The organism is Saccharothrix isguenensis, assembly GCF_052936305.1.
In genome coordinates, this window is record NZ_CP193626.1 from 3,335,566 (window position 1) to 3,352,897 (window position 17,332).

Here is a 17,332-nt window from a genome sequence, read left to right on the forward strand (position 1 = left end):
CACGGCGAGGCGACGAACTCACCGATCCGATCGTTTTGTCGGACCCCGTCGCTAGCCTCCTGCCCCACACCGTCATGAACGATTCGCAGGAGGAACCGTGGGTTGGCTGGACGCCGCCGGGTACCAGGTGCGGCTCGGGGAGAACGGGCGCGTCCAGTGCCGCAACGGCAAGGGAAAGCTGCTCTCCTCGGTGCCCGCGTCGCTCAAAAACGATCCCCAGGTCTCCCAGTTGAGGCAGCTCGCCGAATGGCTGTCCCGGCACGAGGCCGAGTGCCTCGCCGCCGTGGACGGCTGGATGGTGCGCTCGCTGCCGGTGCCCGCGGCGCTGATCGCGGAGGTCTGGGTGGACGCCGCGTGGGCGGCCGTGCTGCGGGACCTCGTGGTGAGGGCGGACGACGGCAGCGGCCCGGAGACCGGCTTCCTGCGTGACGCCGACCCGGAGCGCGGGCTCGGCGTCGTCACGCTCGACGGCGACACGCGCCGGCTGCGGCCCGAGGTGGTGGGCATCCCGCACCCCGTGCTGCTGGAGGACCTGGAGGAGCTGCGCGAGTTCGGCGCGGAGCTGGGCGTCGAGCAGAAGGTGCAACAGCTGTTCCGGCAGACGTTCACCCGGCCCGCCGACGTGGCCGGCAAGAGGTCCGTGGACGACTACGCGGGCGGCAAGTTCGCGCAGCTCAACCACGCGCTGGGTCGCTGTCGCACGCTCGGTTACCCGGTCCGCGGCGGTGACGCGGTCTACTCCGCGTTCGAGGACGGCCGGGTGGTCGAGGCCCGCTACTGGATCGGCTCGGACTACCCCGAGAACGAGTCGTGGACCGGCGGGCTGACGTGGGCGCTGGAGGACGGAACCGCGGTGCCGCTCGCCGACGTCGGACCGGTCGCCTGGTCCGAGGGCATGCGCATGGCGTCGGCGATCCACGCCGGTCGCGTCGTCGAGGAAGCGGTGGTGGCACCGTGAACGCCCAGAACCCCGACCCGCGGAGCTCGAACGCCCTGCTCGCGGCGGGTGCCGTGCTGCCCGGCACCTCCGACATCGGCGAGGACCGCGACACGGTCACCGCCCGGCACTACAGCCACCCGGCGCTCGGCGGACGCGTGGTGGTGCGGCTGGCGCCCGCCGTGCTCGGCCGCGCCGAAGACCTCGCCTGCGAGTACCTCGGCTTCGACGAGCCCGCACGGGTCGAGGGCGTCGGCACCGGCCGGCGCAGCGCGCTGGGCTTCCCCGCGTGGGCGCTGGTGCACGACCCGGCCAACGCCCACCACGCGCTCAACCTCGTCAAGGACATCGAACGCCTGGCCCGCAGGGCCAAGTCGAAGGCCGGCTCGGCCAAGGACGGCTTCACCGCGCTGGGCGCCATGCTCGGCCGGTCCGCGCCGCACTTCCTGCCCACGTTCTACGAGCAGGCCGGGCGGATCTTCCTCCAGCACGGCAACACCTCCTACGCGGCGAGCATGTTCGGCAAGGCGCGCGAGGCGGAGGAGGTGCACGACCTGCCGGTGGATCCCGAGCGCACCCGCGAGGTGTTCCTGGAGTTCGCGTTCGCCGGCGCGCTCACCGCCAAGGCGCTGTCCGCCCACGCCAAGGGCCTGGCCCGCAAGCACGACGCCGACGCGGCCTACGAGTTGTTCCTGACCCTGTGCGTCGAACGCACCCGCGGCGGCCTGCCCCCGTACACCGGGATGCCGGAAGACCTGCGGAGGTTGGCGAAGGGTGCCAGGCGGGACCTCCGCGCCGAGGACGCGAGGCTGCTGCGCGGCGTCCTCGACAGCTCCGCGATCAGCCGGGCGGGCACCGCGTTCTGGAAGGCGTACCGGGACTCGCTGGTGGCGTTGGCGACGGACGACGCGGAGGTGCGCGGCCGGCTGCTGTCGTTCGTGCCCGACGCGGACGGCGCGCTCGACGTGTGGCTGGACATCCTCACGGCGTGCGGCGCGACCCGTGCCCTGATCGGGCCGGACGAGGTGCGGGCCGAGCCCGCCGGGTGGCTGTCGGCGGTGCTCAACGTCCGCTGCTCGGCGTGGCGGGGTGTCGGGCGTTCCGTGCGGCTGCTGGATCTGGTGGAGGCGATGGCCGACCGGCTCGTCGCCGACGGTGTGCCGGTCCGGGTGCGGCTCTACCGGAGGCTGGGCGACCTGGACGTGCTCGACCTGCTGGTGGCGCGGGGGGTGCCGATCACGTCCGAAGACGACCGGAAGCCGGACCTCCACGTCACCGGTTGGCTGTCCGACGACAACCCCGGCCACCGCGACCTGACCGCGCTGGCCGCGTCCGAGTGGTTCGGCCCCGCCTTGAGCACGGGGTTCGTGTCGTACCTCGACTCCAGGTCGCGCAAGGACACCGCGGACGTCGACGTGCTGCTCGCCGCGATGACCGTGCCGGGTCTGCGCACCGCGCTGGGCAAGTGGATCACCACGCGCGCCGCCGCGGTCGCCGCCACCGGCCTGCCGGGTCTGGACGCCGACCTGCGCCGCCTGACCGTGGTGCGCCTGCCCGAGGCGTTCGTGGACGTGCCGGAGGCGGCCGAGTCGATCGCCGCCACCGACGTCGCCGCCGCCCTGCACACCACGTTGCGCGCCGGCCTGCTGGACGAGCTGGGGTGGCCGGCGCTGGAGGAGGCGGTCGAGCGGCTGCGGTCCGCCGCCGTGCCGCAGCCCGCCGCGTCGACCGCCGCCGCGTCCCGTGACGCGGGTGTCGTCGTGTGCGGCGAAGGCTGGCCCGCGCTCGTGCTGCGCCGCGGCGAGACCTTCGTGGTCGTCGGCCCGGACGGTGTGCTGGCCGAACACGTGTCCCGCATCCCCGCCGACGCCCGCGGCCGGTACAGCGAGCCGTCCGCGTCGTGGTTCGACGGTGTGCTGCTGGTGCGCTGGCAGGGGCCGGACGGCGAGTTGGCGTACTGGAGCGACGCGCCGGACCGCGTGTTCGCCGTGGGCGAGGGCGACACCTACTACTACCGGCGCGAGCCGGTCACGCCGTCGATCGCGCTGCCCGGCGGCGCGCGCTTCAAGGGCGGGCGGGCCGTCCACCCCGGCGACACGGTCCTGCCGACGTCGAAGACGGCGCACGGTGACGGTACGACGGTGTGGACCGCGGCCTACCACGAGCACGCGTGGCGCTGGTTCGAGGTCGACCCGGCCACCGGCGAGCGCGGACGGGCCGGCCTGCCCCGGTTCGTGGAGGACTTCGCCGCCGACGGCGCTTCCCTCTCGCTCGACGACTGCGACCTGAGGCCTGCCCTGCCGGCGACCGAAGGCAGCCCGCTCGGCGCGGTGGACGGCCTGCACGGCTGGCGCGTGCGCTGCGAAGCCGACGGCTCGTGGACCGGTGAGGGCATCGACGGCCGCCGGGCCCGGCTGTCCAGCGGTCGCCGGAGCCCGGTGGGCGTGCTGCGCCTGCCCGGCGGGGCGGAGCTGACCGTGGCCGGACGCGACTCGATGGTGCTGTTCGACGGCAACGGCACCGAGTTGGCCTCCGTGCCGGCCACCGCGAAGTACCCGCCGTACGCGACCGGCACGCCGCTCGTGCCGGCGTTCGACTGGTGGCACCTCCTTCGGCCGCGTGACGAGGCCGGGTCCGCCGCCCTGCGCGGTGTGACCAGGGAGGCCGTGGACGCCATGCTCGCCGCCGCCCTGGCGGAGCAACAGGAGAAGCCGCCGTCGATGCGCGCACGGCTGGCCGCGCTGGTGCACGGCGACCGCGACGCCCTGGCCGCCGCCGTGACCGCCGCCCTGCCCGGCCTCACCCACCCCGGCTTGATCGCCGGCGTGGCCGACGTGGTGCGCCGCGCCGCCGGACTGCTGCGCGGCTACCGCGACTACGCCTTGATCGCCGAAGCCGCCCGCCTGGTCGAGCCGGTCCTCGCGCCCACCGGGCCGTCGATCTCCGACAACGAGGTCGCCGCCGCGCTCGGCTGGTTCGGCAACTACTCGTCGCGCCACTCGCTGGGCGATGCGCCGACCAAGCTGCCCGAGCTGATCGCCGCGCTCGCCGAGACTGCCGCGCAGGCCGAGCCGGTGGGCCGGGAGCTGCCCGAGTCGGGGATGCCGAACTGGTTCTCCACGCTGCCGGACCTCGCCGCGGTGGCGCACCGCGCCGCGTCGCCGCTCACCCCCGACGACCAGCGGGCCGCGTTGGTGCTCGTGCTTCGGGCCGTCGCGGACAGCGGCCTGACCGACGCCGCCGGGCACTGGCGCGCCGTCGGCGTGGTCGTGGCCGCGGGGAAGTCCAGCCCGAAGGGGCGGGTCGTGCCGGTGCGCGACGGGTTCATCGCCCTGTTCGAGACCCAGTGGCGCAACGAGCCCGGCAGCCGGTTCAACGGCGTGCAGTTCAGCCGCACGCCCGGTGTCTTCCACCTGCCGAAGGACTGGCTGGTCGAGTTCGCCGACGAGGTGCGGACGCCGTTTCCGCGCGAGCGGATCACCCGGTTCCTCGACGTGCTGGCCGAACGCGGCCCGGCGCCGTGGTTCCCCGAGGCGGTGCCCGCGCTGGTGGAGCGCACGGGTCTGAGCAACGCCGAAGCGACCGTCCTGCTGGCCGGGATGCCCGGCGTGCTCCAGTGGGGCGCGAAGTTCCTCGGCACCGCCGAACGGCAGCTGCTCGACTTGTCCGCGGCCGGCGCGAAGGCGGCGAAGGAACGGCTGCAAGGGCTGTCGCGCTGGTACCTCCGCCGCCTGGTGGCCGCCGCGGTGCCCGCCGATCCGGCCGACCTGTGGACGCGGGGCCCCGACGTGGACGCGGTCGCCGAGTTGTGGATCGCCGAGCACGGGCAGCGGTCACCGGTACCGGACGACGTGCTGGCGGACGCGGTGAAGCTGGTCCAGGTGCAGCGAGTCGGCGAGTACGTGACGGGTGTGCTCAACCCCGACCTGACGTCGTGGCTCACCAAGGACGCCGAGCTGACGTTCACCGGCTCGGCGCTGGAGGCCCGTCACCCCGACGGGTTCCAGCCGCCGGCGCTGTGGGCGGTGCCGCAGGTGCTGCTGTGGCTGGCGCACCGGCTCCCGGCCGGCTCGCCGCTGCGGGCCCGGCTGCCCGAGGCGTTGTCGCTGGCCCGGCAGCGGGTCGCGCACCCCGGTTTCGCCGTGGAACTCGGCCGGTGGATCAGTCTGGAGAAAGTCTGCGCGCTGCTCGACGTCGACGAGCCCACCACGAGCGAGGTCTACGCGTACCACGGCTGGCTGGAGCTGATCCGTGTCGGCGAGCAGTACTGCCGGCTGGTGGCGCGTCCCGGCCTGGTCGGGCCGGGCGACCGGGAGCTGCTGGTAGCCCTCGCGATGATCGGGAGCGGGCAGGACAAGCTGCGGATGCTGGACCGGCTGGCGGACGACCGCCTCACCGCCGCGTGCGGTGTCCCTGTGCTCGATGGCGTCGATCCGGCGGCGTACCACCAGGACCCGACGGTGTCCGTGCCCGCGTTGGTGGCCGAGGCCGCCGAGCGGTTCGGGTTGCCGGAGGACGCGGCGGCGCTGTACCTGCAACTGCTGGCGCTGCCAGATCCCACCGACGCGAACGTGGCCAGGTGGACGGGGTGGAAGCCCGCCCGGCTGAAGCAGGCCCGTGCCGCGCTCGCCGAGACCGACTTGGTGCTCACCGCGAAACGCGCGCGGGCCGGGCGGTCGCTGTTCCTGCCCGGAGGGTGGCTGGCGCTGTCGGCGCCGCACCTGCCGCTGGAGATGTGGAAGGCGCCGATGTTCGAGTACACCGCGGGCCGGCCCGGCGCGATCGTGCCGCTGGAACCCGTCGCGGACCTGTTCGCGCGCGCCTGGCGGCGGGTCCTCGACGGTGACGCCCCCGCTTACGAAGAGTTGAAGACCGGAGGACGCAGGTGACCGCACCCACTGAGGTCGAGCCCACAGAGGTCGGACCCGCGGACGTCGGACCGAGGCAGGTCGAACCGGCCGAGGACGCCTTCCGCGAGGAGCTGGCGTTCCTGGCGGCCTTCGACAGCGGCCCCCGGCCACCGGGGTGGCGGCTGACGCCGCGCGCCGTGGTGACGTTCGTGATGGGCAGTGGCGACACCTTGGCGCTGCCCAAGGGAGTCGCGGTGGACGGCGTGCCGTCCCGGCTGCTGATCAGCCCCAAGTTCGTCGGTGAGCGCGCGCTGGTCGAGCGCGCCGTGGTGACCCTCGCGGGCGAGCGGGGTCTGCTGCTGGTCGGTGAACCGGGCACGGCCAAGTCGATGCTGTCCGAACTGCTGGCCGCCGCCGTGTCCGGCAGCAGCCAGCTCGTCGTGCAGGGCACGGCCGGCACGACCGAGGACCAGTTGCGCTACGGCTGGAACTACGCCTTGCTGCTGGCCGAAGGGCCGAGCCCGCGTGCGCTGGTGCCGTCACCGGTGTTCAACGCGATGCGCGGTGGCGGGGTGGTGCGGGTCGAAGAGGTGACCCGGTGCCTGCCCGAGGTCCAGGACGCGTTGGTGTCCATCCTGTCCGACCGGCGGATCGCGGTGCCCGAGCTGTCCGGCACGGACGCGGCGACCGTGCACGCCGCGCCCGGCTTCACCGTGATCGCCACCGCGAACCTCCGGGACCGGGGCGTGTCGGAGATGTCGGCGGCGTTGAAGCGGCGGTTCAACTTCGAGGCCGTCGGACCGATCGGCGACCTGGCCGCCGAGACCGCCTTGGTGCGGCGGCAGGCAAGTGCCGCGATGGCACGGGTCAGCGCGCCTTTCAAGGTGGACGACGTGGTGCTGGAAGTGCTGGTCACCGCGTTCCGCGACCTGCGCAACGGGGTGTCCGAGGAGGGCTGGGCGGTCGAGCGGCCGTCCACCGTGATGAGCACGGCGGAGGCGGTGTCGGTCGCCACCTCGCTCGGCCTGGCCGACGCGTACTTCCCCGGCGACCGCGACCCGTTGTCGTTGCTGCCCGGCCACTTGCTGGGCGTGGTCCGCAAGGACGACCCGTCCGACGCGGTCCGGCTGCTCGGCTACTGGGACGGTGCGGTGCGGCGGCGGGCCGAGTCGGGCGCGCGCACCTGGCGACGGCTGTGGGAACTCCGTGACGTCCTCGACGCCTGACCTCGCGAACGGCCTGGCGGACGGCCTCGCGAATCGCCCCGCGGACGGCTTGGCGGACCGGCTGGCCGAGCACGACGTGCCGCACCTGATCGGGGTGCGGCACCACTCGCCCGCGCTCGCCGGTGTGATGCCCGCGCTGCTGGAGGCGTTCGCGCCCGAGGTGCTGCTGGTGGAGCTGCCCGAGGAGTTGGGGGAGTGGCTGCCGTTCCTGGCCGATCCGGACCTGGTCGCGCCGGTCGCGTTGTCCGGCGCGTCCCCCGACGGTCGCCTGGCGTTCTACCCGTTCGCGGATTTCTCGCCCGAGTTGGCCGCGATCCGGTGGGCGTACCGGAACGGCGTGGAGGTCCGCCCGTGCGACCTGCCGATCGCCTCGCGCGCTGACGGGCACCGGGGTGGGAAGCAGGGCGCGTCACCGCTGACGGACGCGTTGCGCCGGGCGACCACCGGCCGTGACGGCGACGACCTGTGGGACCGGCTGGTGGAGGCCGCCGCGCCGGGCCAGACCGCCGAAGCGGTGCGGCGGGCGGCCTTGCTGGTCGGCTGGGCGTTGCGCCGGGACGCCGAGGACGGCGGGGTGGACCCGTTCGACCTGCGCCGGGAGGCGTGGATGCGGCGCGCGGTCCAGCGTGCGGACGGACGCCGGTGCGCGGCCGTGATCGGGTCGTTCCACGCGGCGGCGCTGCTGGACGGGCCGGTCGACGACTCGCCCGTGCCGAAGGCGGACGTCGTCACGTCGTTGGTGCCGTACGGGTTCGGGCTGCTGGACGAGCGGTCCGGCTACCCGGCGGGCATCCGCGACCCCGAGTGGCAGCAGGCCGTGCTGGAGGCGGCCGGTGACCCGGACGCGGTGGAGGCCGCCGCCGCGTCGGTGATCGTGCGGATCTGCGTCCGGGTCCGGGAACTCGGCCACCCCGCCGGTCCGGGTGAGGCGCGGGAAGCGTTGCGGCTCGCGGTCGACCTGGCCCGGCTGCGCGGTCTGCCCGCGCCCGGACGGGGCGAGGTGGTGGAGGCGGTGCAGACCGTGCTGACCCACGCCGAGCCGTTGGGGCGCGGTCGGGTCGTGGCGAGGGCCGCCGGGGACGTGCTGGTGGGGCACCGCACGGGGCTGCTCGCGCCCGGCACGCCCCGGTCCGGTCTGGCTCCGGCGGTGGAGTCGTTGCTCGCGTCACTCCGGTTGCCCGGCCCGGACTCGCGGGAGCCGGTGTCGCTGCGGCTGGACCCGTTGCGGTCGGCGCTGGACGCACGGCGCGAGGTGGCGTTGCGGCGGATGACCGTCCTCGGGGTGACGTACGCCGAGGAGACCGCGACCACCGGTGTCGGCGGCGGCGACGCGCTCACCACCCGGTGGACCGTGGCGTGGACCCCGACGACGGCGGCCACCTTGCCGGTCGCCGGGTTGTGGGGCGCGACGCTGGAGCTGGCCGCGACCGGTCGGCTGCGCGCCCGGCGCGCCGACCGCGAGAAGCGGGGCGGACACACGCCGGCCGCCGTGCTGAGGGACCTCGCCGACGCCGCTTCCTGCGGGTTGCCCGAGCTGGTGAGCACGTTGTTGGGCGACGCGGCGACCGTGCTGCCGTCCGCCGGGACGCTGCGGGAGTTGTTGGCCGCCTTGGACCTCCTCGACCGGTTGCGTGCCGGTCACCTGGCCGGGACGCCCGGCGACGTGCTCGACGCGCACCCGCTGCTCGCGCGGGAGCTGGAGACGGCGGCGGTGGCCCAGCTCGACGGGCTCGCCGGGTCGGAGGACGTCGCGGACGCGCGGGCGCTGGTGGAGTTGGGGCAGCGCCACGAGGTGCACGGGATGCGGCTCTCGTCCTGCCTGCGGCGGCTGGCCGACGAGGGTGCGCCGCTGATCGCCGGCGCGGCCGGGGCGGCGCGGGTGCTGCTCGGGCTGGTGCCGCCGGCGGCGTTGGGGGAGCGGGTGGCGTCGTGGCTGGACCGCGCCGGCACCCCTGAGCGGCGGGATGTGCTGCGGCGGGGGCTGACCGGGGTGCTCGCGGCGGCCGGGCCGTTGCTGGAGACACCGGAAGCGCTGTCGCCGTTGCTGGACCGGGTGGAGAGCTTGGCGGACCGGGATTTCCTGGACCGGCTGCCGGCGTTGCGCGGGGCGTTCACCTCGGTCGGTCCGGCGGCTCGGGCCCGGGTGCTGGCGGTCGTGGAGGAACGCACGGGCGAGCGGGTCGACGCCGTGGGCGCCCCCGACCCCGAGCTGCTGGCGGTGTGGTTGGCCGCCGAGCAGGCAGCCGTGGACGCCCTGCGCGCCCACGGCCTGGAGCTCGAACACGGTGAACGTGCCGTGGCCGACGTGCCTCCCACGGTCGTGGTGACGTCGTCGGGCACGTTGCACGCGGCGGTTCGGTGGCGGCTGGTGCTCGGGGCGAGTGGTGAACGGCCGGCGGGTGCCGGGCGCTATGCCGCCGCGCTGGACGAGTTGTACGGGCGTGACCGTGGCGAGGGCGCGCTGTCCGGTGATCTGGGAGCCGACCGCACCAGCCCGTTCCCCGACGTGCGGGAGTGGTCCGAGGAGCTGCGGGACCTGTTCGGCGACCACGTCCGGGAGGAAGTGCTGGCCGCGGCGGCGGAGGGCGGGCGGCTGGAGGCGGCGCTGGAGATCGACCCCGGCTCGGTGCGGCCCTCGGTGGAGTTGCTGCGGAACGTCCTGTCATTGGCCGGCGGGTTGTCGGAGTCGGCGTTGGCGCGGCTGCGGCCGTTGGTGGCGCGGCTGGTGCGGGAGCTGACCGCTCAGCTGGCCAACCGCATGCGGCCGGCGCTGACCGGAATCCAGTTGCCGGTGCCGACCCGTCGTCCCGGCGGTCGGCTGGACCTGCCGCGCACCCTGCGCGCCAACCTCGCCACCGCGCGGCGTGACGCCACCGGGCGGGTGGTGGTCGTGCCGGAACGCCCGGTGTTCCGCACCAGAGGACGGCGGTCGAGCGACTGGCGGCTGGTGCTGGTGGTGGACGTGTCCGGGTCGATGGAGGCCTCCACGGTGTGGTCCGCGCTGACCGCCTCCGTGTTCGCCGGGGTGCCCGCGCTGTCCACGCACTTCCTGGCGTTCTCGACGGAGGTCGTGGACTTGACCGACCGGGTGGCGGACCCGTTGTCGTTGCTGCTGGAGGTTCGGGTCGGGGGTGGCACCCACATCGCGGGAGCTTTGCGTCATGCCCGTTCCCTCGTGACCGTTCCGGAGAGGACGATGGTGGTACTGGTCAGCGATTTCGAGGAGGGCGGTCCGGTCGGGCCGCTCGTCGGGCAGGTCCGGGAACTGGTCACCTCCGGGGTGACCGTGCTCGGCTGCGCGAGCCTCGACGACCGCGGCGTCGCCCGCTACTCCACGTCGGTAGCGGGCGCGCTGGTCGCGGCCGGGATGCCGGTCGCCGCGCTGAGCCCGCAGGAGCTGGCGCGATGGGTGGGGGAGAAGGTGCGCGGATGACCGTGCCCCCGATTTCTCCTGCGGTGGTGGCCGATGTGCTCGACGCCTTGCCGCCCCGGCTCAGGAAACGGGTCGACGCGTCGCTGGCCCGTGTCGCCGACTGGACGGTGACCGTCGACGGCGACACGGCGCGTGCCGCGCTCGATCCCGAGACCGCGTTGACGTGGACCTTGCGCGGTGGTGCGCTCACGTCGGCCGACGACCTGGCGTGCAGCTGCCTGCTCGCGCCGAAGTGCCTGCACCGGGGCATAGCCGTCGCCGCGGCCGACATCGCCTCCGACGCTGCGGCCGGCGATGTTGTGTCCGGCGGAGCTGTGCCTGATGGCGCTGTGTCCGGTGGCGCTGTTCCCGAGGCCGTGCCGGACGTGTCCGCCGCGCCGGTGGAAGCCGACACCGAGCCCGCGTCCGACAGCGAACGCGCGGCAGCGGCGGCGCTGTGGCAGGCGTGCGGGACGGTGCTCCGGGCAGGAGCCACCGGCAGCGGCGCGGTGGTGCGGGCCGAGCTGCTGCGCGCCGTGCACACCGCACGCGTGGCCGGGCTGTACCGGGCGTCGGCGAACGGTCTGCGGATCGCCGCCGCCCTGGCCGCCGCACGGGCCGGAGACTCGTCGTTCGACCGGGGAGTGCTCACCGCCGACCTGGTCGACCTGATGCTCCTGTGCCACGACCTGCGCACGGGCACCGGTCCGGTGGCCGAACTGCGTGGCACCGCCCGGCGCGAGTACCGGCCTATCGGCTCTCTCCGCCTGTACGGTCTGTGCACCGAGGTGGTCATCAGCGGTTCCGGCTACAGCGGCGTCGTCACGCACCTCGTGGACGACGGCGGCGTGCTGTGGACCGTTCCGGCGATCATGCCCGGTGGTGCGGAACGGATCGCCGCCGCCGCGAGCGGTCCCGTGGCGATCGGCGAGTCCGGGCTGAGCCAGCGTGAGCTGGGACGCGCCGGCCTGCTCCTGTCCGGCGGCACCGCGTCACCCGACCACCGGCTCGGCGCGGGCAAGAACGTCCGTGCCGTGTCCGCGTCCGCCGGGTCCTGGGACGAGCCGCCGTCGGCCGGCCTGTGGGCGCAGCCGTTGTCGGAGCAGGTGTCGCGCGCCTTCCAGGCCAACGCCCGATCCGAGGCCGACCGCCCGGCCGGCGCGGACCTGCTGTTCCTGGACGCGACCGTGCTCGGCGCGGCGGGTGGCGCGTTGCGGGTGGCCACGAACGCGGCCGATGTGGACCTGGTCGGCAGGGGTGAGCGGGCCAGGGACAACCTGCGTGTGCTCGCGGGGGCGGCCGGTGTGCGGCTGCGTTTCGTCGCCCGACTGCTGCCCGACCGTCCCGGCACGGCCGTCGCGCTCGCCGTCGCCGGTGATCTCGACCTGCCCGCGGACCTCCGGCACCACGTCGACCTCGGCCTGGACCGGATCCAACGCTCGCACGTCGTCGGGGACGGCACCGGTGAGCTGCCGCCTCGCCCGGAACCGACCGAGCGCGTCCCCCGCCCCGTTCGTCCGCTGGAGAACGTCGTGCACCGGGTGGCACTGGGAGGCCGAACCGTGGCAGCCATCTCGTCGGCCGACCGTGACATCGCCGCCCTGACCCGAACCGGCCTCACCGCCACCGCCGACGTGCTGGCCGACCTGGCCGCCGCGTCGCGCGACCGTGGCCGTGACGCGTTCGGCCGGGTCGTCCGCGACGCCGGTGACGACTTCCCGTTCGCCTGGTTGCGCGCCGGCCTGCACGTCCGCGAGTTCACCCGTGCCGCCGCTCGTCAAGCCTGGCTGACCGCCACCCACCCCTAACCCCGCGAGTCCTCCACTCGGACACCCCGAACCCCACGCTCACGACCGCGCACGACCGGCACGGCGATCTGTCTGGTGGGCTCGCGGTGCCTGACCGGAGGACTCGCGGTGTGTGAGTGGAGGGCTCGCGGGTTAGTGGGGGAGGTGTTCGTAGGCGAGGTTGGTGCCGGTGGTGGCGCGTTCGGCGGTGATGACGGTGTCACCGACCAGGAGGGCGCGGTCGTCCACCAGGGGGGTGCCGGTTTCGCCGCGGCTCAGGCGGCAGCTCAGCAGGGCCGGTGAACCGGGCTCGCGGTGGAGCGCCGCAGCCTGCTGCGCGGTCAGGGCGACGGCCTGGATCGTCTCGCTGGCCTGCCGCACCGGACTGCCGACGTCCGCCAGGACCTGGTAGAGGGACTGGTGGCGCAAGGGCTCGACGCCGATCCGCGACCCGATATCCTCCGGCAGGTAGGACGTCTGCAACAGCAGCGGAACCGAAGCGCCGGCGGTGCGGGTGCTGCGCAGCCGTTCGACCGCCAGCACCCGGCCACCTTCCGGCAGGCCGAGCCGCGCGCCCACGTCCGCCGGCGGCACGACGAGCCCGGAGTCCAGCACCTCGGTCTCCAACTCGATCCCCTGCTCGACCAAGTCCTGCGACAGGCTCCGCAACCCGGTCAACCCGTACGAGAACGAAGGCCGCCGCACGAACGTCCCCACCCCGTGCCGCGTCTCCAGCAGCCCGTCCGACTCCAACGCCCGGATCGCCTGGCGCACGGTCATCAGCGAGACGTCGAACTCCTCGACCAGCTCCCGCTGAGCCGGCAGCGGCGAGTCCACCGGGTACCGCCCGTCCACGATCCGGTCGGCCAGCACCCGGTAGATCGCCAGGTACTTGGGCACGCGCGTCTCGTACTCGCGGCCCGTGCGCCGCCCGTCGTCCACCGGTGGAAACTCCCGACCTCGGTCAACCCCCGGCCGAGGATAGCGCCCGGCGGAACGCGGCCACCGCGTCCACGACCTCGGCGACCGGCGCGCCGTCGACGAGCATCCGCATGAACGCCGAGCCGACCACCACACCGTCGGCGTCCGCACAGGCCTCCACCGCGTGCGCGACCGTGGAGATGCCGAAACCCGTCACCACCGGCAAGTCCGTCATCCCCTTGAGCCGCCGCGCCGCCTCCCGGGCGGTCGTGGAGAGGGCGGAGCGTTCACCGGTGACGCGCATCGAACTCATGCTGTACACGAACCCGGACGACGCCCGCGCGATCTCCCGGCACCGCCCGTCGTCGCACGCGGGCGCGGCCAGCAGCACCGCCGCGACGTCGGCCTCCGCCGCCCGCGCCAAGTACTCCGCCGACTCCTCCAGCGGCAGGTCCGGCACGATCACGCCACGCACCCCGACGCCGGCCAGGTAGTCGACGAACCCGCCCACACCTCGTTCGGGTGTCAACGTCATCGCCACGTTCGCATACGTCATCACCACCAGCGGCACCCCGACCTCCAGCCCCGCCAACGAGTCGAGCAGCGGCCTGGGCCGTCCGCCACGACCGGTGGCCAGCGCGGCGGCCTGCTGCACGGTCGGCCCGTCCAGCATGGGGTCGGAGAACGGCAACCCGATCTCGACCGCGTCCGCCCCGGCCTCCGCCGCGCCGCGCACCAGGTCCAACCAGTCCGGCACGACCCCCGCCATGACGTACGGGATCAGCAGCCGACGCCCGTCGGCGCGGGCCGTCCGCAAGTGGTGTTCCAACGTGGCCACGGCGACGCTCATCGGAGGTGCTCCCTGATCTGGTGGATGTCCTTGTCACCGCGGCCCGACAACGTGACCAGCACCGTCGACCCGGCCTCCAGCTCACCGGTCGCGGCGGCGTCGACCACCCACGCCAGCGCGTGCGCGGATTCCAGCGCGGGGAGGATGCCCTCCGTCCTGGTCACCAGCTTCAACGCCCGCAACGCCTGCTCGTCGGTGACGCTCGTGTAGTGCGCGCGGCCGGTCGAGGCGAGGTGCACGTGTTCCGGGCCGACGCCCGGGTAGTCGAGCCCGGCCGAGATCGAGTGCGCTTCGAGGACCTGGCTGTCGTCGTCCTGCAGGAAGTGCGACATGAACCCGTGCAGCACGCCGAGCTTGCCCTTGTCCACCGCGCTGCCACCGGCCGCTTCGACGCCGACCAGCCGGGCGGGGGTGTCCACGAACCCGGCGAACGTGCCCGCCGCGTTCGACCCGCCGCCGACGCACGCCACCACGACGTCCGGCACGGCGGTGGCCAGCCGGTCGGCGCACTGGGCGCGGGCTTCGTCGCCGATGACGCGCTGGAACTCGCGCACCATCCACGGGTAGGGGTGCGGGCCCATGGTGGAACCCACGCAGTAGTGCGCGGCCTCGGTCTCGTTCACCCACGCGCGCAGCGCGCCGTTGGTGGCCTCCTTCAACGTGCCGACGCCGTTCGCCGACGTGACCGGCACCACTTCGGCGCCGAGCAGCTCCATCCGGAAGACGTTCAGCTCCTGCCGTCGCACGTCCGTCCGTCCCATGTAGACGGTGCAGGCCAGGCCGAGCAGCGCCGCGGCGGTCGCGGTGGCCACGCCGTGCTGGCCCGCCCCGGTCTCGGCGATCAGCTTGCGCTTGCCCATCCGCTGCGCGAGCAGCGCCTGGCCCAGCACGTTGTTGATCTTGTGCGACCCGGTGTGCGCGAGGTCTTCCCGTTTCAGCAGCACGCGCACGCCCAGTGCCTCGGACAAGCGGGCGCACTCGGTCAACGGCGTCGGCCGACCCACGTAGGTCGCGAGCAGTCGTCGGTACTCCGTGGTGAACGCGGCGTCGGACCACGCCTCGCGGAACGACGCCTCGACCGCCTTGGCGGCGGGCATGAGTGCTTCGGGCAGGTATCGCCCGCCGAACCTTCCGAACCGACCGGCGGCATCGGGTGCGCGCATGGCGCCGGCGCTGACTGGGGTGAACACATCTAGAACTCTAGAACTCATCCGTCGCGAGAAGCAAGTGGTAGCACCCGTCCGTCTCCGCAGCCCGTTCACGCATTGGTGGGTTATCGGCCTCGACCGGCGGTTACCGTGCCGGGGTGGAGATTCGTCGAGGCGACCTGGGCGACCTGTCCGCGATCATGGCGATGCTGGACAGCGCGGTGGCGTGGCTGGCAGCCGCGGGCCGGACCGGGCAGTGGGGGAGCGAGCCGTTCTCGGACCGGCCGGAACGGGTCGAGTCCATCGCCGAGAAGATCCGTTCGGGCACGGCGTGGATCGCCGAGGTCGACGGTGAGCCGGCGGGCGCCATGACCCTCGCCCCCGAGCCGCCCCGGTACGTCACCCCGGTCGACGAACCGGAGGTCTACGTGACGCTGCTGGTGACGTCACGGGCGTTCGGCGGGCTCGGCGTGGGCAGCGCGCTCCTGTCCCACGCCCGTGAGGAGGCGCGGCGCGCGGGCGTCGGGCTGCTGCGGGTGGACTGCTACGCGGGCTCGGACGGCCGGCTGGTCGACTACTACCGCCGCAACGGGTTCGAGCCGGTCGAACCGTTCACGGTCAAGTCCTGGCCGGGGCAGCTGCTGGCCCAGCGGGTCGACGGTTCGCCGACCGTCCGGCGTCTTCAGCGCAGCGTCGCGGACGCCAGCGGCACCGGCGTCTCCTGACCGGGCCAGGTGCCGGTCAGGACCGTCCCCGTCAGTTCGGCGCCGGCGTCGAGGCTGCGGATCACGGCCAGCTCGACGGCGGCCGTCACGATCAGCGTCGGATCGCCCTGGATCACGCCCTCGAACGCGCCCGCAGCCGGCGCCTCCGTGCCCCGCGCCGCGCTGCTCTCGATGCCCATGTCGGGGTCGCGGGGTACGAGTCGGTCGTCGACCTGCACGAACTGCTCGGCCTGACCGGTGCCCGCGAGGATCGCGCTCGCCAGGGCGGCGGCGTACACCGGGTCGCCGACCGCGTCGTAGACCCAGCGCTTGCCCAGCACCGAGTGCTCGGTGGTGCCCACCAGCCACTCGTCGGCACTGTCCAGGGGCGCGTCGCGGTAGGTGAGGGGCACCTGGTGCACGGGGCCGTCGCCGACGCGGACCAGCAACGTCTCGATCCCGACCTCGCCGGCCGGGTCGTCGAAGCGGTAGGCCGCCACTCGCGTCACCTCGCCCGCCGGAGCGGTGTGCCGGCCGCCGCCGGGCAGCCGGCCGGACAGCAGTTCGAGCTTCGTGGGCCGCAGCGTGGCGGGGTGGATCAGGGCCATGCGCCCATCGTAGTCGCGTGATCAGGATGAGCTGCCGGGTCGTTCACGCTCGGGTCGCGCATGAGCCGGCCGTCGTCACGGCAGGGCGCCGGTGGTGGACAGGAGGAGGGCGACGGCGGGGAGGAAGTTGTTCACCTGGTGCGCGACGACGGCCGCGAGCAGGTTGCCGGTGTACATCCGGGCCAGGCCGATGGGGATCGACAGCACCAGCAGCAGCGGCGTGCGCAGCAGTTCGAGGTGCGCGAAGGAGAACGCCAGGCTGGTCACCGCGAACACGACCCAGCGGTTGAGGCCCCAGTGTTCGAGCGCGCGCCACAGCACGCCCCGGAACAGCACCTCCTCGCCGATCGGCGCCAGCAGCCACACCGCGAGGAACGTCACGACGGCCGCCGCCAGTCCCAGCTCCCGACCGGCGAACACGTCGCCGACCGCGGAGTTCGCCCGTTCGGCGCCCACCCACGCCGCCCACAACGCCGCCGCGGGCAGCGTGAGCACCAACCCGCCCACCCCGAACGCCAGCCCGATCCCGACGTCCTTGCCGTTCCAGCGGACCGCCAGCTCACGCGGTGCCCGCCCGGCCTTCGGCCCGCGACCCCACCGGGCCACGCCGAGGAAGGCCACGACCGCGCCCAGCGCGGTCGGCAGGGTGAGCACCGCCAGGAGTCCGCCGTCCGACATCAGGGCCAGGTCTGGCGTGCCGAACGCCAGCAGCACGAGCACCGACATGACCACCATCGCCAGCTGCCCGGCGAGGAACACGGCCACCAGCGTCAGCCCGACCCGCAGGCCCCCGGCCGGGACGACACCGGACGGCCGCGGCTGGCTCTCGTCATCGGTCACAACCGTGGATAACCCGTGACGACCGTCCGGTCAACTCGAACCACCGCTC

General features: G+C 74.0%; 11 protein-coding genes. 6 read left to right on the forward strand and 5 right to left on the reverse strand.

Features of this window, described 5'->3' with window-relative positions; all coding sequences use genetic code 11:
* Positions 1 to 97: 97 nt before the first annotated feature.
* The 5 genes from ACRAKI_RS15540 to ACRAKI_RS15560 are packed head-to-tail and all read left to right on the forward strand — an operon-like array spanning position 98 to position 12,233.
* Positions 98 to 958 carry a DUF4132 domain-containing protein gene (locus ACRAKI_RS15540; protein WP_447007789.1) on the forward strand — a complete coding sequence of 287 codons (861 nt, stop codon included), beginning with the start codon at positions 98 to 100 and terminating at the stop codon, positions 956 to 958.
* The gene (locus ACRAKI_RS15545; RefSeq protein WP_447007790.1) at positions 955 to 5,826 is read left to right on the forward strand and encodes a hypothetical protein; all 4,872 of its coding nucleotides are present in this window, start codon (positions 955 to 957) and stop codon (positions 5,824 to 5,826) included. Before ACRAKI_RS15540 ends, ACRAKI_RS15545 begins: the two co-directional genes overlap by 4 nt.
* Positions 5,823 to 7,013, forward strand: coding sequence for an ATP-binding protein (locus ACRAKI_RS15550; protein WP_447007791.1), 1,191 nt, complete (start codon positions 5,823 to 5,825; stop codon positions 7,011 to 7,013). Before ACRAKI_RS15545 ends, ACRAKI_RS15550 begins: the two co-directional genes overlap by 4 nt.
* Positions 6,994 to 10,446: a DUF5682 family protein gene (locus ACRAKI_RS15555; RefSeq protein WP_447007792.1), complete on the forward strand. Its 3,453-nt coding sequence runs from the start codon at positions 6,994 to 6,996 to the stop codon at positions 10,444 to 10,446. Before ACRAKI_RS15550 ends, ACRAKI_RS15555 begins: the two co-directional genes overlap by 20 nt.
* Positions 10,443 to 12,233, forward strand: coding sequence for a hypothetical protein (locus ACRAKI_RS15560; protein WP_447007793.1), 1,791 nt, complete (start codon positions 10,443 to 10,445; stop codon positions 12,231 to 12,233). The genes ACRAKI_RS15555 and ACRAKI_RS15560 overlap by 4 nt, the downstream gene beginning before the upstream one ends.
* Positions 12,234 to 12,365: 132 nt before the next feature.
* On the opposite strand, the gene ACRAKI_RS15565 is transcribed toward ACRAKI_RS15560, so the two are convergent.
* From ACRAKI_RS15565 to trpB, 3 genes are read right to left on the reverse strand one after another with little or no spacing between them, the layout of a single operon-like run.
* Entirely contained in the window at positions 12,366 to 13,154 is a 789-nt protein-coding gene (locus tag ACRAKI_RS15565) for a GntR family transcriptional regulator (RefSeq protein WP_447007794.1), read from the reverse strand.
* A gap of 22 nt (positions 13,155 to 13,176) precedes the next feature.
* Positions 13,177 to 13,983, reverse strand: a complete 807-nt coding sequence (gene trpA / locus ACRAKI_RS15570; RefSeq protein WP_447007795.1) for a tryptophan synthase subunit alpha — start codon at positions 13,981 to 13,983, stop codon at positions 13,177 to 13,179.
* Positions 13,980 to 15,194, reverse strand: coding sequence for a tryptophan synthase subunit beta (trpB, locus tag ACRAKI_RS15575; RefSeq protein WP_447007796.1), 1,215 nt, complete (start codon positions 15,192 to 15,194; stop codon positions 13,980 to 13,982). The genes trpA and trpB overlap by 4 nt, the downstream gene beginning before the upstream one ends.
* 95 nt (positions 15,195 to 15,289) lie before the next feature.
* Between trpB and ACRAKI_RS15580 the strand changes: the two genes are divergently transcribed.
* Positions 15,290 to 15,856: a GNAT family N-acetyltransferase gene (locus tag ACRAKI_RS15580; protein WP_447007797.1), complete on the forward strand. Its 567-nt coding sequence runs from the start codon at positions 15,290 to 15,292 to the stop codon at positions 15,854 to 15,856.
* On the opposite strand, the gene ACRAKI_RS15585 is transcribed toward ACRAKI_RS15580, so the two are convergent.
* Both ACRAKI_RS15585 and ACRAKI_RS15590 read right to left on the reverse strand, forming a co-directional pair.
* Complete coding sequence (locus tag ACRAKI_RS15585; protein ID WP_447007798.1) at positions 15,814 to 16,443, reverse strand: CG0192-related protein; 630 nt, start codon at positions 16,441 to 16,443, stop codon at positions 15,814 to 15,816. The two genes, ACRAKI_RS15580 and ACRAKI_RS15585, sit on opposite strands and share 43 nt — an antisense overlap.
* Before the next feature lie 75 nt (positions 16,444 to 16,518).
* Entirely contained in the window at positions 16,519 to 17,283 is a 765-nt protein-coding gene (locus tag ACRAKI_RS15590) for a CPBP family intramembrane glutamic endopeptidase (RefSeq protein ID WP_447007799.1), read from the reverse strand.
* Positions 17,284 to 17,332 lie beyond the last annotated feature (49 nt).